The following is a 13,659-nucleotide window of genomic DNA, read 5'->3' as shown; positions in this document are numbered from 1 at the left end:
TGGAGAAAACAATGTTCGATCTCTGCAACGCTCTCGCTCAGCGAGAAGTCCAGATAAGTCTGGCGCGGAGCTAATTTAGTTCGCGCCCAGTTTAAATTTGATGTTTTTTGAAGGCCACCAGGACCACGACGGGGGAGGTGTGTAGCAGCCTGGCTGATTAGCTGGTGTTGCATCACAGCGGACGGTATAGCCTTTGTTGTTGATTTCCCTTCCGCCTTCACCGGTGCCTCGCTCACTGTATGAGGCGCAGCCACCGAGCAATGCGGCAATCAGAAGAATCGTTGTGTACTTCATAAATGCCTCCATGCGTGGAGCGCACAGCTTAACCATTGAGTCCCGTCGAGTGCGGTTTTTTTTCGCCTGGAGAAAAGTGATGACCACAACAGAAAGAGACCGCGATGGTCTTGCCCGTACGCTATGGGGTGAGGCGCGCGGTGAATCACTGGCCGGTCAGATCGCCGTGGCCTGAATAATCGTCATCCCCTAAACGCCTTGCCGAAAGCGAGAGCTTTCGGCGTTAAGCGGTCGAACTGTCGTCTAGAGGCCGCATGGGAAAAAGTTGCGATTTTGGCAAAATTACTTTCCGCTGCAAGGATGTTCGGCCATCATAAGCTGTATGCGTGACTGTAAACGGCAACGGCAACGGCAACGGCAACGGCAACGGCAACGGCAACGGCAACGGCAACGGCAACGGCATGGAACCACTGACACCAAAAGGTGGCGCTGATCGGTTCTTTTATAGTCACTGAATAAACTGTATCAGTCTATGGCAAAATCTGCCGCTATAAGGAAGAACAATATTGACGGCGTTAATGAAAGAGATTGGCATCGCCGAGAAAGAAGACGCTATATCCAAAGGAGTTATTGTACTTTTTTTCTTTATATTAGGCGTTTCAGTTTCGGCCTTTGCTATTTGGTTTTTAGCCCCCCACGATATTGCTTCGATGCCCGTGGATCAGATGTTAGTACATGATAGAACCGGAAAGCCTTATGAGTTAGTGCCAGAGCCATTAGAGAGAGCTATCTTCGTAGTTATCGCTGCATTGGCACCTGCTGCATTGGTTGGGTATTTCTGGATCGCCGATCTAGGAGGTGTCAGGTCTCGCCGTGCTAGGACGATCCCAACCCCCGTCAAGATAGGACTGCCAATTTTTGCGGCCGTGATTTTTGTCGCCACATTTGTTTTCTCTGACTTTATCGACATACTGTTTTTTTCAACAGTATGGGCGAAGAGCTACAAGTCGGTGTTATTAATATTTGGCTTGCTAACTTCTTTTGGGGTTGTTTTTCATAGCCAGCTATACAAAAAGACAAGCACGCATGCGGCGACAATAAGTTGGTGGTTGATAATTTGTGTGGCTATCGCGTTACAAATACTTCCAAACCGTATCGCGTCCATTAGCTCGGTAACTTTGTCTACGGTTTGGTCCGTGCATTTGGACGCAGTAATATATGCTTTGAACCAAGTCGTTCATGGCAAAACAATTATTTTAGACCTGCCTTCGCAATATGGATTTTACCCAGAGATCATTGCACCGATCTTTAAAATATTCGGCCTGTCTGTTCTGTCCGTAACGCTATTTTTCGCGACGCTCCACGCAATCGGGCTTGTGGCTGTTGCAGCAATGCTTAAGAAGTACGTCCACAATTCGCTTCTGGCGCTGTTGATTTTTTTGACCATGTTGATCCCTATGAGCCTGTTCATGTATTTGAACGGCAGCGTTGAGGACATCTACGTCCAGTATTTCCCGATTAGATTCTTCTGGCCAGCAGTAGCGCTGCTGCTTTTCTCTTCGCAGATGTCGAAGCCTGGTCGACTTAAATTTAGTGTGTTGGGGGCCGTGGCTGGCATATCTGTGTTCTGGAACATCGACACGGGGATCCCAGTTCTGGTATCGATTGGCGCAACCCTCCTTGTCAAGCCGCTGATAGCTAAGCGCTCAGCCCTGCGAGGAATAGTATCCGCGGCACTATTTGGCGCGATTGCCATTTCCACAATTGTTGCGTGCTTTGTTGCTCTACGCATCAAGGCCGGTGTCCCGCTCGATTTGGGCGAAGTGCTTGCTTACCAGAAGATTTTCTACATGGCCGGCTTCGGTATGATTCCAATGCCTGTAGCACTGGATCCATGGCAAGCAGTTCTGGTGATCTATGCAGCTGGTGCTATAACAGCTCTTTCAAGATGGAAGGAATACCCAGAAAGCAGTGTTTATGATGTGCTTTTCTGCGGCGCTATAATGGGGCTTGGTTTATTCACCTACTATCAGGGCAGATCGCATGTGTACTGCTTGGTTCTGGTTTGTTGGCCAGCTATTTTCATTGCTGGCATTCTTGCCGATAAAATACTCAGCGCTGTTCGCCATCGATCCACTCAACTAGCTTCGGTGGCCTTGGCATTGCCGATCGTGCTTTTTGTTTCGCTCGGTACCATTACATTTCTTTCATCAGGGAAGGAGTTGGCCGGCGCAGCCCTCCGCAACATTTCCACGCTGGGCGATGCTAAGGACCCGACTGTCGTTGATGAGTTGAGGTTCATGCGCGAAACATACCGAAACAGAGACTGCCTGATCTTGTCTCAACGCCAGGCAATCTATTACGCTGAACTGAACATAGCGTCCCCACTGAAAGGTCCTGGAATAGTCGAGACTCTACTTCAGCGCGATCTAGACCAACTGGTAGAAGGCGCTCTGAATGAGCAGCTGGAATGCATCTACCTTGGCGTCACTGATGGATCTATAACCTTTGTTGATGTTAATGATTCGGCACTGAAGGCGAAATACCCGGTCATCTCTAAGAGTCCACTTGGGACCATGCTTCTGCTTGAGCCTGCGCCTACAGCAGGGCTGCAAAAATAGGGGATACCCTAGCATCTAGATTTTCATATCACAAAGCCCGTCATGTGCGGGCTTTTTTACGTCTGGAGAAAAGTTATGACCGAATCCGCAAAAGAGCGCGACATTCTCGCCCGAACGCTGTGGGGTGAGGCCCGTGGCGAATCGTTGGCCGGGCAGATCGCCGTGGCCTGGACTATCCGCAACCGTGTGAATGACGGCAAGGCCAAGTCATGGTGGGGTGAGGGCTATGCCGGTGTGTGCCAGAAGCCGTACCAGTTCAGCTGCTGGAACAAGAACGACCCGAACTTCGCCTACCTGAGTGGCGTGAAGCCGATCCCGTTACGTGAGTTAGCTCAAGCACAGATCGCTGCAGACCAGGTGATGGCGGGCAAGGTGTCGGATCCCACTGATGGGGCCACCCATTACTACTCGAACACGATGCCGAAGCCGCCGGCTTGGGTGAAAGGCGCCAAAGAGACGTTGAGGCTCGGTCACCACATTTTCTTCAAGGACGTGCCATGACTGCGCACCCTTCCTTTATATAGGGATTGTGTTCGGTCGGCAGGACGCCGTGGAGGGATTTGTTGCTGAGGTTTCTTCCCCAAAACGCTACCGCTTGAACCAATTTTTATTGGGCGGACAAATTTATTTTTAGTTTGTGTCATCTGGCCTATTCCATTCATAATTTTTCCTCCATGTTCGCCCGTGCTAGGGTCGCTGAAGCTTCTGATGGCAATGGGTGGACAAATGAAATCGATAAGCGCTATGTGCGGTCATGTAAAACGCCGGCTCAATCAGGATGAGCCTCTCGAAGGGAAGGTTCTGGAATTTGCTCTCAGCATAATCAGTGAGACAGACGATGACTTCCTGAATGGGATTGCTGAAAAATTAAAGGCGGGCAAAAAACTAGACGACTACGAGCACCACATTATGGTTGATGTGCTTCTTTTGCATGTGAGATTGGGGACATGACAATCCTTCGAAGGGCACCAGCAAACTGAGCTTTGGACTCTCTGGCCAGCCGAGGCGCCGATTACTTCAGCGTGAATGCATCACTCCGGTGCCATCATTACCGCGAGCGTCATCTTGATGAATTCTTCGTTCTTGTCGATCGCTTCCATGGCGCCACGCACGTTGTCGGCGACGTCGGCCGCACCGCGCTGCTCGACCCAATTCGAAAGCTCCATGATGGCGGCTTCCAGGGCGAGCTGGTTTTCGTTGATTTTGAAGAGCAGGGAAGGGAGCAGGTCAGAATTTGGCATCGCGAAATCCTCCGTGGAGATTTCAGCGTAGCAGTGGTCAATCGTAAAAGATGGTAGGTACGGTCGGCAGGATGCCGTGGGATGGGAACTACTGTAGGAATATACAACGCTAAGTTATTGATTCATATAGGGTGATACCTCTGTTTCGTACCCTGTCTAAACTACTTATTTTCCTTTGTTAATCAATTGCTTGCGCCGGTTTCGGGGTCACCTTGACATGGTGGGGGTCGTTGGTTCGAGTCCAATCGCGCCTACCAAACAAAATCCGCTCTGCTGGGCGGTCTAGAAGGGCTCACCGAAAGGTGGGCCCTTTTTTGTTGTGTGCGATTTGCGAAACTTTTGCAAAGCACCCACCTCAGAACGCCAGATCGGCACCCATCTCCAGGTGCCTATATATGCGGAGGTAGGCGATCACGTGCGGCAGAGTCCAGTCAGCAAGTGATCGCAGCTTCGGCAACCGGTCAGGGCGCGTAACCGACTGTATGGACGTTGTGACTGTCCTGCGCGCTCGCGATCAAGTGCAATGGAACGTCCTGTTGCGCACCAAGTGGTGCTACTTCGAAGCTCACCACGATGTGCACACGTCGGTCGCTCAAATCGGTCATCTCTTCAGCCTTTTGCTTGGCCAATCTCGCGTGGTTCATGGCGATTTCATTGAGCGTTGACACGTTACATCTCCTGGTGACTGCCCAGCGCTTGCTGGAGTTTTTAAGCGTTGATTAGAGGTCGCTGCGTCAGAATTATGTCGTTCCTGGCTGCTACGAGCGTCCTGTGCAATCCTTAAGCCATTGCGTGTCAGGAATGTGACATCGAGTCATTAGAAGCGACGAGTGGCGAGTGGCAGAGCGCTTTTCGGACATACCAAATAGCCATCGTTTAAACTGCTTGGATGTTGGGGCCAATGCATCGTGGCCTCTTTGTTGAAACAGCGCTCTAAGAGGCCATGGAAGTGCCAAACGAAAACTCCCGACCCCTTCAGAAAAACTCCGACGCTAAACGAGCCCAGTGGTATTGGCGGGCTCTGTACTTAAAGGTGTGGATGCTCGCGACATTTTTGATAATCGCCTTGTTCAGCTTGGGTGTCATGGCGCTCACGGCAGCTTTTGAGATGGGGCTTGAATGGCATCAGCGATTGGTCGCGTTCGGTCTCGGCGCCGTAATAACGGCTGGTGGACTGGCGATATTGAAGGCGATCCTCCCGGAAAATTCGTTTGTCAGGCTGTTTAAAAGACGCGGATGAGTTCGGGCCAGTTGCGCTCATGTGCATCCTTTCGGGCGTAAACTGGCGGTGCTACCTCATCAAAAGGAGCCGCACATGAACGACGATCAAATGAACAGAGACAGGGCTGTTTGGGATCAATACTTCTGCGCTGCATTGATTGCCGAGAGCAATCTGACGGCCCCGGTTGTCGGTGGGGCCACTCACGAAGACAGGCAGAACCTGTTGATCGAGAGAGCAAAAGCCCTCGCTGACAAAATGATGGTAAACCGAAAATAACCAGAGCCCAGCCTTCGCGCTGGGCTTTTTGCGTCTGGGGCTGAGCCGATTCCTGCGCTCAATGAGTACGCAGAGTCTGTAGACATGCAAGCTGCCCGTTCATGGACTACTACTGACTGGCTGATTCAACTTCGTCCTGAAAGGAGTTTTCCGATGCTGACTCACTGGTTTCTTGCGGCGGTTCATCTTCTGGCGGTTGCCCTGGGATTGTGGGCGGTGCTGGCGCGTGGCGTGGCGCTTCGGCGTCTGGGCGACGGCACGGGCGAGGCGCGCAGTGTTCTGATTGCGGACAATGTGTGGGGTGTTTGCGCAATCACGCTGCTGATCAGCGGCGGGGTGCGAGCGTTTGGCGGGTATGAGAAAGGCACGGACTATTATCTGCATCAGCCGCTGTTCCACCTCAAAATGACGCTTTTCGTTCTGATCTTGCTGCTGGAGATTGCGCCAATGGTGACGCTGATCAAGTGGCGGATGGCTTTGGCGCGGGGAGAGGCTATCGATAAGAATCGTGTGGGACTGTTCGCACGGATCAGTCATATCGAAGCGCTATTGGTGCTGCTGATGGTGGTGGCCGCTACCGGGATGGCGCGTGGCGTGATGCTCGGTTAGGTCTGCTTGGGGTAAACAGGAAACGTCTGACAGTCAGGGCCGGCGCTTGCCGGTAGTATCAGGCGTGCAACGTGCTTGTAGGGAGGTGCAAGGCGGGTACAGCGCTTGAATCTTTAGCCAGCCGTGATTCCGGAATGAACGGGCTGGCTACTGACTGCAACAGGATTCAGGGCTGTGGCTTTTCCGGGGCGGTGAGGCCGGCCTGAATGCGTTGATAAATTTCTTCGCGGTGAACCGCAACGTCTTTCGGGGCGTTGATGCCGATTCTGACTTGCTGGCCGCTTACGCCCAGGATGGTGATCGTAATGTCATCACCGATGTTTATGCTTTCACCGACTTTGCGGGTGAGTATCAGCATGGTCTTCTCCTTGATTGCTTTATGGGGCACCTGATTCGGACAGTGCAGAGGTCGGTGGTATGTATAGATTAGTGCGAAGTCTCACAATTTGGGTGCCTCTTTCTGACGTGCAGATGCAGCATTAATTCCCAAGGCGTAACTATACAGAGGCCGCAACCATCATTCTCGCTGTTTTGTGCCCATTTTGTGGCACTCGCGAAGGAATCATGGGTGTTAAAATCACTGCTTTAAGCATTTTGAGGGAAACGCTGTGCGCAAAATGGTCGGGATGTTCGTTGTATTGGCGCTGGCGGGATGCGGAGAAGGCAAAAGTGTCGATGCGCAAAAGCCGCAGCCAGCCGTGGCGGCCACGCCGGCGCAGGTGTCGGGGCCACAGTGGGATCTTGAAGTGCGAGGGGAAACACCTCAGGCGGTCAGCGATCTCAGTGGCTGGCTGATCGAGCACAGTTTCATGTCCAGCGTGGTCAAGGAAAACGGCAAAACCCGAATTCTGCTGGGGCCGTTCACCTCGAAAGCCGAAGCCGAGGCCAAGCAGGACGAAGTCCGTGCAGCACTGACCCGGGCGAAAAAACAGAACATTGAAGTACTGCTGCTTGAGCGTCCTGCCGCTCAGTAACAATCAGTTTGTTGCGGGCATCGAAAAAAGGCCTCGGGGTGCAAACCTCGAGGCCTTTGTATATTCGGTGTCGTTTCAGATTCAGCCGCAGGCTTTCAGGTCGACTGCCCCGACAAACTCGTTGCCGCGGCCCATGACGCACGCCACGCTCTGATTGCGTTGACGCTCCCATGCCTGGACCGGGTATGTCTTGTTCCAGGCCTCATAGAGTTGTCGATCCTGCTTCGACAAGCGCAAACCATACTGCTTGCTCATGTAGAAATAAGTCCGGGCGATCATCCCGCGAATGGAAGGCCGGGGCATGACTTTCTTGGCCTTGAAGTCAACCTGGGTCAGGCATGAGCCGTATTGACCCGGCTGCTCCGGCAACCAGCCAAAACTGAAGTTGCTGCGATCTCCATTCACCTCTCCGATGCTGGGCACCAGGTTATGCAGATCGGCCTCGGCTCTCTGATAAATCGGATCGTGACTTGAGCAGTTCTTGCGCCCACCCTCTTGCCAGCATTGGCGCTGATGACCGATTTGCCAGGCTGGAACAATGTGCTCCCACTCAATGCGGGAGGCACGTTTGGCGTTTTTGCGTGGTACATACCCGCAGGCCTCAAGATTCACCCGATTGCCGGTGTACTTGCAGCCACAGTAGAACTCGGTGGATTGCGGGGCATAAAGTTTCCAGGCGACTTTCTTCGCTTCGTTGAAAGTGCGCGGGGCATCGGCTTGAGCCTCCACGGCGAAAAACAAAAACAGCAAAGCTAAACAACGGACACTCATTGACTCAATCTTCCTTCGGCACAACCCAGAAAATCTGCACGCCACCATCGTCGCGATAGGCGAGGGTGACGTTGTCGTTCTCATCGATTTCTTCGAGCAAGCGCTCCCATTCATCCACGGGCTCGTCCGGAAGGCGGAAGATCAGCGCTGCTTTGGCTTTTTGTGCAGTGGGGGAGTTGATGATTTTCTGAACGCGAACGCCCATGCGTACATAGGTGTCGGGGGAGGCAGAGGTAGTGTCCACAGGATTATCCTTATTAAGCTGTACGTGCATACAGTATTTAACTGTAGGGCTTTTCGCAACTGCTTAAAATTCAAGAAAATCCTCTGACAGCGGTTTGTCCCGTTTGGTGTAAGACAACTGCAGATTTTTTGTCAGACTTGAGCAAGCCACTCGCCGAAGCTGGCGAGTGGTGCTGGAGGCGCCCGATCGGAACCGATCGGGCGAAGTGAATCAGTATTCCCAGAACATCCGTTGCAGCTCTTTGCTGTCGTTGGTTTTGGTCAGTGCGACCATCGCCAGGATGCGTGCCTTCTGCGGGTTCAGGTCATGAGCCACAACCCAGTCGTACTTGTCGTCCGGCTGTTCGGCGTTGCGCAGCACGAAGCCACCGGCGTTGACGTGGGAAGAACGGATGATTTGCACGCCATCTTTACGCAGGGCTTGCAGGGACGGAACGACACGTGAAGAGACCGAACCATTGCCGGTGCCAGCGTGGATGATGGCTTTGGCGCCCGATTGAGCCAGGGCTTTGTAGGCGGTGTCGCTTACGTTGCCATAGGAGTAGGCGATTTCAACATCCGGCAGGCTCTTGATGGTTTTGATGTCGAATTCCGAGTCCATGGTGTGGCGCTTGGCTGGAAGACGGAACCAGTACGATTTGCCTTCAACCACCATGCCGAGAGGACCCCAGGCGCTTTTAAACGCTTCGGTCTTGATGTTGATCATTTTGCTCACATCACGACCCGACTGAATTTCGTCGTTCATGGTGACCAGGACGCCTTTGCCGCGAGCTTCTTTGCTGCTGGCGACGGCCACGGCGTTGTACAGGTTCAGCATGCCGTCGGCGGACATTGCAGTGCCCGGGCGCATGGAGCCGACTACGATGATCGGTTTGTCGGTTTTTTCCACCAGGTTCAGGAAGTACGCGGTTTCTTCCAGGGTGTCGGTGCCATGGGTAATGACGATGCCATCGACGTCGTCGCTGTCGGCCAGCTCCGCCACGCGGCGACCCAACTGCAGAAGGTTTTCGTTGGTGATGCTCTCAGAGGCGATTTGCATGACCTGTTCGCCGCGAACGTTGGCCACTTGGCTCAGTTCCGGTACGCCGGCGATCAATTTATCGATGCCGACTTTCGCCGCTTGATACGTAGCGCTGTTGGCGGCGCTGGCGCCAGCGCCGGCAATGGTGCCGCCGGTAGCGAGGATCACCACGTTCGCCAGTTTCTGTTGGGTTTCGGCTTCTTTTGCCTGAAGGGCGGTAGGCAGGAGCAGCAGAAGGGCTAAAGCGCCCGGAACAAAGGTCTTGAGTGCAAGTGTCATTATTCTTCTCTTCTAGTTGTGAGACGGTGCTGATGCAAGATCATCTAGATTCGACCCAAGCGCATCTGAGCGCTCGGGGTGCAGGAGAAGAGCAGGATATGTACCAGTTACACGGAGCGTTTAAATAAAACACGTAACATTATGATTTTAAACATTATTGTGTGTTTTTTGTTGGGTCGATGTTGTCTGCCTCTGTCCGGGTTTCCGAATATTTTTGGCTTCTCCGTTCGGCTCACCGAAACAGAAACAGCGCTTGGGCGCTAAAGAAATTCCCGCACTGGCCGATGTTGTTTCATAGGACTTTTTCAAGGTGTTCACATGTCGCCATTCAAGGGCAGATAGCCGATACCAGCGGCACCATCCTTCAGGTGAGCGTCAGTCTGATCAAGGAGCTGGCCAAGGGTTCCAGCACCGGATCGGTCGTTAACACGACGGTATGAAGTGAATGCCGTGTTCCCCATTCTGCGTTGAATACGTTTTTTCGGTCGTTGACAAGTTTCGGCAAGATTCGCATAGTTCGGTTCACGCAAACGTTTGCGCGACTCCGGCGACGGCGCTTGTCGAAGCCGTGTTGCTGACGCCAGTGCAAGCGTTGCTCACAATAATCATAAGATCGGAGTGAACCCATGAAGCTGCCATTCGCTGGACACCTTCTTGCTGTCGCTATGCTGGTTGCCGCATCCGCTTCTCTGCCTGTCTCTTCGGCTTTCGCCGAAACACCTGAAAAACCCAAAGTCGCGCTGGTCATGAAATCCCTGGCCAACGAATTCTTCCTGACCATGGAAGATGGCGCAAAGGCCTATCAGAAAGACCATTCCGGCGAATTCGACCTGATCTCCAACGGTATCAAGGACGAGACTGATACCGCGGGCCAGACACGTATCGTCGAGCAGATGATCCTGGCCAAGGTCAATGCGCTGGTCATTGCGCCGGCGGACTCCAAAGCCATGGTTCCAGTGATCAAGAAAGCCATCGATGCCGGGATCACCGTGATCAACATCGACAACCAACTGGATCCGGCCGTCGTCAAAAGCAAAAACATCAGCGTGCCATTCGTGGGCCCGGATAACCGCAAGGGCGCGCGTCTGGTGGGTGACTACCTGGCCAGGCAACTGAAGGCAGGTGATGAGGTCGGCATCATTGAAGGCGTGTCCACCACCACCAACGCCCAGCAGCGCACTGCCGGTTTCAAGGATGCGATGGAGGCGGCGCAGATCAAAGTGGTGTCCTTGCAGTCTGGTGACTGGGAGATCGATAAGGGCAATAAGGTCGCCGCGTCGATTCTCAGCGAATACCCGCAAACCAAAGCCCTGCTGGCCGGTAACGACAGCATGGCGGTGGGGGCGGTTTCTGCCGTGCGTGCGGCGGGCAAGACCGGCAAAGTACAAGTGGTGGGCTACGACAACATCAATGCCATCAAACCCATGCTCAAGGATGGTCGAGTGCTCGCCACCGCTGACCAGTTCGCGGCCAGGCAAGCAGTATTCGGCATCGAGACTGCGCTCAAGATTCTCAAGGGCGAGAAGGTCGACAGCGGCGCCAACGGCGTGATTGAAACGCCTGTAGAGCTGGTTACCCAGTAATCCTCTGACGACACAAAAGCGCTCGTCCTTCCGGGCGGGCGCGTGGAGAGTTTTATGTCAGTTTCCACTCCGGACGTTGTCCTCACGGTCAGTGGCATCGGCAAGACTTACGCGCAACCGGTCCTGACCGGGATCGACCTGACGCTCAGGCGCGGTGAAGTACTGGCGCTGACCGGTGAGAATGGTGCCGGCAAAAGCACGCTGTCGAAGATCATTGGCGGTTTGGCTACGCCGACGACCGGCCAGATGCAGTTTCTTGGGCAGGACTACCGTCCGGGCAGCAGGGCACAGGCGGAAGGCATGGGCATCCGCATGGTCATGCAGGAGCTCAATTTGTTGCCGACCTTGTCGGTGGCGGAAAACCTGTTTCTCGACAACCTGCCCGGCATTGGTGGGTGGATCAGCCGCAAGCAACTGCGCAAGGCAGCCATCGTAGCCATGGCCCAGGTAGGGCTTGACTCGATCGACCCCGACACGTTGGTCGGCGAGTTGGGTATCGGTCATCAGCAAATGGTCGAGATTGCCCGCAACCTGATCGGCGATTGCCATGTGCTGATTCTCGATGAGCCGACCGCGATGCTTACGACGCGCGAGGTCGAGATGCTGTTCGAGCAGATCACTCGGCTGCAGGTGCGCGGCGTGTCCATCATCTATATCTCCCACCGCCTCGAAGAGCTCGCCCGCGTTGCTCAACGCATCGCAGTGCTGCGCGATGGCCATCTGGTTCGCGTCGAGCCGATGGCCAACTACAACAGCGAACAACTGGTCACGTTGATGGTCGGTCGTGAGCTCGTCGAACACATCGATATGGGCGCGCGCGAAATCGGCGCTCCAGCCTTGACGGTCAAGGGACTGAGCCGTTCCGACAAGGTTCGCGACGTGTCTTTCGAAGTTCGCACCGGTGAGATTTTCGGCATTTCAGGGTTGATCGGAGCAGGGCGCACCGAGTTGCTGCGCCTGATTTTCGGGGCGGATCTGGCAGACAGCGGCACGGTGGCACTGGGCTCGCCTGCGCAGGTTGTCAGCATTCGCTCACCGGTCGATGCAGTTGGTCACGGTATCGCGTTGATCACTGAAGATCGCAAGGGCGAGGGCTTGCTCTTGACCCAATCGATCAGCGCCAACATCGCATTGGGCAACATGCCGGTTATCTCCAGTGGCGGCATCGTCGACAACAACGATGAACATGCGCTGGCTCAGCGCCAGATCGATGCCATGCGCATCCGAAGTTCCGGTCCGGGGCAATTGGTGTCCGAGTTGTCTGGCGGCAATCAGCAGAAAGTGGTGATTGGCCGTTGGCTGGAACGTGATTGTTCGGTGCTGCTGTTCGATGAGCCGACGCGGGGCATTGATGTCGGCGCCAAGTTCGACATTTACAACCTGCTGGGTGAACTGACCCGCCAGGGTAAGGCGCTGGTGGTGGTGTCCAGTGACCTGCGTGAGTTGATGCTGATTTGTGACCGGATCGGTGTGTTGTCGGCGGGGCGTCTGATCGAGACGTTCGAACGCGACAGCTGGACTCAGGATGATTTGCTTGCCGCTGCATTCGCCGGCTACCAAAAACACGATGCGCTGCTCAACGAAGCTGCGCCTAGGGATCTTCCATGAAAACCGCTTCTTCCGCCGGCAACCGCAGCGGCAACTTCTACGGCCTCGGCACCTACATGGGGCTGGCCGGGGCCTTGCTGGCGATGGTGGTGCTGTTCTCGACCCTGAGCAGTCATTTCCTCTCCTACGACACGTTCAGCACGTTGGCCAATCAGATTCCCGACTTGATGGTCCTGGCGGTCGGCATGACCTTCGTGCTGATCATCGGCGGTATCGATCTGTCGGTAGGGTCAGTGCTGGCGCTCGCGGCTTCGACGGTCAGCGTGGCCATTCTCGGCTGGGGCTGGAGCGTCCTGCCCGCAGCGTTGCTCGGCATGGCCGCGGCGGCGTTGGCCGGGACCGTCACCGGTTCGATCACTGTGGCGTGGCGCATTCCGTCGTTCATTGTGTCCCTCGGTGTGCTGGAGATGGCCCGGGGTGTGGCGTATCAAATGACCGGTTCGCGCACGGCCTACATCGGCGACGCGTTTGCCTGGTTATCCAACCCGATCGCCTTCGGCATTTCCCCGTCGTTCATCATCGCTTTGCTGATCATATTCATCGCCCAGGCGGTGTTGACCCGTACCGTGTTCGGTCGTTATCTCATTGGCATCGGTACCAACGAAGAGGCGGTGCGTCTGGCTGGGATCAATCCCAAGCCCTACAAGATTCTGGTGTTCAGCCTCATGGGGCTGTTGGCCGGTGTTGCTGCACTGTTCCAGATTTCGCGCCTGGAGGCGGCGGACCCCAATGCCGGTTCCGGTCTGGAGCTGCAAGTGATCGCAGCGGTCGTGATCGGCGGGACCAGCCTGATGGGTGGACGCGGCTCGGTCATCAGCACATTCTTTGGTGTATTGATCATTTCCGTATTGGCGGCCGGCCTGGCGCAGATTGGCGCCACTGAACCGACCAAGCGCATCATCACCGGTGCGGTAATCGTAGTGGCGGTGGTGCTCGATACTTATCGCAGTCAGCGCGCAAGCCGGCGGTCCTGAGTC

At 54.6% G+C, this 13,659-nt stretch carries 18 protein-coding genes and 1 pseudogene; 11 read left to right on the top strand and 8 right to left on the bottom strand.

The genetic code is table 11. The annotated features are described in order from the left end of the window. Positions 1 to 75: 75 nt before the first annotated feature. Positions 76 to 294, bottom strand: coding sequence for a hypothetical protein (locus CKW19_RS28425; RefSeq protein WP_143500337.1), 219 nt, complete (start codon positions 292 to 294; stop codon positions 76 to 78). A 79-nt stretch (positions 295 to 373) separates the two neighbouring features. Here CKW19_RS28425 and CKW19_RS11715 point away from each other — a divergent pair. The 5 genes and pseudogenes from CKW19_RS11715 to CKW19_RS11700 form a co-directional block, all read left to right on the top strand. Further along, a pseudogene (locus CKW19_RS11715) lies at positions 374 to 466 on the top strand (cell wall hydrolase); the annotation flags it as partial. Between the two features lie 154 nt (positions 467 to 620). After that, positions 621 to 749, top strand: a complete 129-nt coding sequence (locus CKW19_RS29055; protein WP_256580325.1) for a hypothetical protein — start codon at positions 621 to 623, stop codon at positions 747 to 749. Between the two features lie 51 nt (positions 750 to 800). Next, complete coding sequence (locus CKW19_RS11710) at positions 801 to 2,855, top strand: hypothetical protein (RefSeq protein WP_143500334.1); 2,055 nt, start codon at positions 801 to 803, stop codon at positions 2,853 to 2,855. A gap of 75 nt (positions 2,856 to 2,930) precedes the next feature. After that, complete coding sequence (locus CKW19_RS11705) at positions 2,931 to 3,356, top strand: cell wall hydrolase (protein ID WP_095058011.1); 426 nt, start codon at positions 2,931 to 2,933, stop codon at positions 3,354 to 3,356. 207 nt (positions 3,357 to 3,563) lie between these two features. Beyond that, the gene (locus CKW19_RS11700; protein ID WP_095058010.1) at positions 3,564 to 3,806 is read left to right on the top strand and encodes a hypothetical protein; all 243 of its coding nucleotides are present in this window, start codon (positions 3,564 to 3,566) and stop codon (positions 3,804 to 3,806) included. Between the two features lie 80 nt (positions 3,807 to 3,886). Here the strand turns inward: CKW19_RS11700 and CKW19_RS11695 are convergent, their stop codons facing one another. From CKW19_RS11695 to CKW19_RS28420, 3 genes are all read right to left on the bottom strand, one after another. Beyond that, positions 3,887 to 4,096, bottom strand: a complete 210-nt coding sequence (locus tag CKW19_RS11695; protein WP_095058009.1) for a hypothetical protein — start codon at positions 4,094 to 4,096, stop codon at positions 3,887 to 3,889. Positions 4,097 to 4,557: 461 nt separating this feature from the next. After that, positions 4,558 to 4,764 carry a hypothetical protein gene (locus CKW19_RS11685; RefSeq protein WP_095058008.1) on the bottom strand — a complete coding sequence of 69 codons (207 nt, stop codon included), beginning with the start codon at positions 4,762 to 4,764 and terminating at the stop codon, positions 4,558 to 4,560. A gap of 359 nt (positions 4,765 to 5,123) precedes the next feature. After that, positions 5,124 to 5,357: a hypothetical protein gene (locus CKW19_RS28420; RefSeq protein WP_143500331.1), complete on the bottom strand. Its 234-nt coding sequence runs from the start codon at positions 5,355 to 5,357 to the stop codon at positions 5,124 to 5,126. A gap of 54 nt (positions 5,358 to 5,411) precedes the next feature. Between CKW19_RS28420 and CKW19_RS11675 the strand changes: the two genes are divergently transcribed. Continuing rightward, positions 5,412 to 5,594: a hypothetical protein gene (locus tag CKW19_RS11675; protein WP_095058006.1), complete on the top strand. Its 183-nt coding sequence runs from the start codon at positions 5,412 to 5,414 to the stop codon at positions 5,592 to 5,594. 153 nt (positions 5,595 to 5,747) lie between these two features. After that, positions 5,748 to 6,203 (top strand): DUF2214 family protein, encoded by a 456-nt coding sequence (locus CKW19_RS11670; protein ID WP_095058005.1) that lies wholly within the window; start codon positions 5,748 to 5,750, stop codon positions 6,201 to 6,203. 166 nt (positions 6,204 to 6,369) lie between these two features. On the opposite strand, the gene csrA is transcribed toward CKW19_RS11670, so the two are convergent. Beyond that, entirely contained in the window at positions 6,370 to 6,561 is a 192-nt protein-coding gene (gene csrA / locus CKW19_RS11665; protein ID WP_053161267.1) for a carbon storage regulator CsrA, read from the bottom strand. A 250-nt stretch (positions 6,562 to 6,811) separates the two neighbouring features. Here csrA and CKW19_RS11660 point away from each other — a divergent pair, with 250 nt between their 5' ends. Further along, the gene (locus CKW19_RS11660) at positions 6,812 to 7,177 is read left to right on the top strand and encodes a penicillin-binding protein activator LpoB (RefSeq protein ID WP_095058004.1); all 366 of its coding nucleotides are present in this window, start codon (positions 6,812 to 6,814) and stop codon (positions 7,175 to 7,177) included. Positions 7,178 to 7,258: 81 nt separating this feature from the next. On the opposite strand, the gene CKW19_RS11655 is transcribed toward CKW19_RS11660, so the two are convergent. The 3 genes from CKW19_RS11655 to CKW19_RS11645 form a co-directional block, all read right to left on the bottom strand. After that, positions 7,259 to 7,948: an endonuclease gene (locus tag CKW19_RS11655; RefSeq protein ID WP_095058003.1), complete on the bottom strand. Its 690-nt coding sequence runs from the start codon at positions 7,946 to 7,948 to the stop codon at positions 7,259 to 7,261. Between the two features lie 4 nt (positions 7,949 to 7,952). Further along, the gene (locus tag CKW19_RS11650; protein WP_095058002.1) at positions 7,953 to 8,222 is read right to left on the bottom strand and encodes a DUF1654 domain-containing protein; all 270 of its coding nucleotides are present in this window, start codon (positions 8,220 to 8,222) and stop codon (positions 7,953 to 7,955) included. Between the two features lie 180 nt (positions 8,223 to 8,402). Next, positions 8,403 to 9,491 carry an asparaginase gene (locus CKW19_RS11645; RefSeq protein WP_095058001.1) on the bottom strand — a complete coding sequence of 363 codons (1,089 nt, stop codon included), beginning with the start codon at positions 9,489 to 9,491 and terminating at the stop codon, positions 8,403 to 8,405. 626 nt (positions 9,492 to 10,117) lie between these two features. On the opposite strand from CKW19_RS11645, the gene CKW19_RS11640 reads away from it, so the two are divergent. Genes CKW19_RS11640 through CKW19_RS11630 form a run of 3 tightly spaced genes read left to right on the top strand, consistent with a single transcriptional unit; the run spans position 10,118 to position 13,656 of the window. Further along, positions 10,118 to 11,074: a sugar ABC transporter substrate-binding protein gene (locus CKW19_RS11640; protein WP_095058000.1), complete on the top strand. Its 957-nt coding sequence runs from the start codon at positions 10,118 to 10,120 to the stop codon at positions 11,072 to 11,074. Between the two features lie 54 nt (positions 11,075 to 11,128). Beyond that, positions 11,129 to 12,682, top strand: coding sequence for a sugar ABC transporter ATP-binding protein (locus tag CKW19_RS11635; RefSeq protein ID WP_095057999.1), 1,554 nt, complete (start codon positions 11,129 to 11,131; stop codon positions 12,680 to 12,682). Further along, positions 12,679 to 13,656, top strand: a complete 978-nt coding sequence (locus tag CKW19_RS11630) for an ABC transporter permease (RefSeq protein ID WP_095057998.1) — start codon at positions 12,679 to 12,681, stop codon at positions 13,654 to 13,656. The genes CKW19_RS11635 and CKW19_RS11630 overlap by 4 nt, the downstream gene beginning before the upstream one ends. The last annotated feature ends 3 nt before the right edge of the window (positions 13,657 to 13,659 follow it).

The sequence above is a fragment of the Pseudomonas sp. Irchel s3f7 genome (assembly GCF_900187615.1).
GTDB lineage: Bacteria > Pseudomonadota > Gammaproteobacteria > Pseudomonadales > Pseudomonadaceae > Aquipseudomonas.
Note: the sequence above shows the minus strand (reverse complement) of the source record. Positions and strands in the feature narration are given on the sequence as shown.

Bases quoted from the DNA above. Each gene is read 5' to 3' on its own strand.
- CKW19_RS11695 (WP_095058009.1), bottom strand. From the start codon at position 4,096: ATGCCAAATTCTGACCTGCTCCCTTCCCTGCTCTTCAAAATCAACGAA.
- csrA (WP_053161267.1), bottom strand. From the start codon at position 6,561: ATGCTGATACTCACCCGCAAAGTCGGTGAAAGCATAAACATCGGTGAT.
- CKW19_RS11640 (WP_095058000.1), top strand. From the start codon at position 10,118: ATGAAGCTGCCATTCGCTGGACACCTTCTTGCTGTCGCTATGCTGGTT.
- CKW19_RS11630 (WP_095057998.1), top strand. From the start codon at position 12,679: ATGAAAACCGCTTCTTCCGCCGGCAACCGCAGCGGCAACTTCTACGGC.
- CKW19_RS11655 (WP_095058003.1), bottom strand. From the start codon at position 7,948: ATGAGTGTCCGTTGTTTAGCTTTGCTGTTTTTGTTTTTCGCCGTGGAG.
- CKW19_RS11675 (WP_095058006.1), top strand. From the start codon at position 5,412: ATGAACGACGATCAAATGAACAGAGACAGGGCTGTTTGGGATCAATAC.
- CKW19_RS11645 (WP_095058001.1), bottom strand. From the start codon at position 9,491: ATGACACTTGCACTCAAGACCTTTGTTCCGGGCGCTTTAGCCCTTCTG.
- CKW19_RS11635 (WP_095057999.1), top strand. From the start codon at position 11,129: ATGTCAGTTTCCACTCCGGACGTTGTCCTCACGGTCAGTGGCATCGGC.
- CKW19_RS11700 (WP_095058010.1), top strand. From the start codon at position 3,564: ATGGCAATGGGTGGACAAATGAAATCGATAAGCGCTATGTGCGGTCAT.
- CKW19_RS28425 (WP_143500337.1), bottom strand. From the start codon at position 294: ATGAAGTACACAACGATTCTTCTGATTGCCGCATTGCTCGGTGGCTGC.
- CKW19_RS28420 (WP_143500331.1), bottom strand. From the start codon at position 5,357: ATGAGCGCAACTGGCCCGAACTCATCCGCGTCTTTTAAACAGCCTGAC.
- CKW19_RS11650 (WP_095058002.1), bottom strand. From the start codon at position 8,222: ATGCACGTACAGCTTAATAAGGATAATCCTGTGGACACTACCTCTGCC.
- CKW19_RS11705 (WP_095058011.1), top strand. From the start codon at position 2,931: ATGACCGAATCCGCAAAAGAGCGCGACATTCTCGCCCGAACGCTGTGG.
- CKW19_RS11670 (WP_095058005.1), top strand. From the start codon at position 5,748: ATGCTGACTCACTGGTTTCTTGCGGCGGTTCATCTTCTGGCGGTTGCC.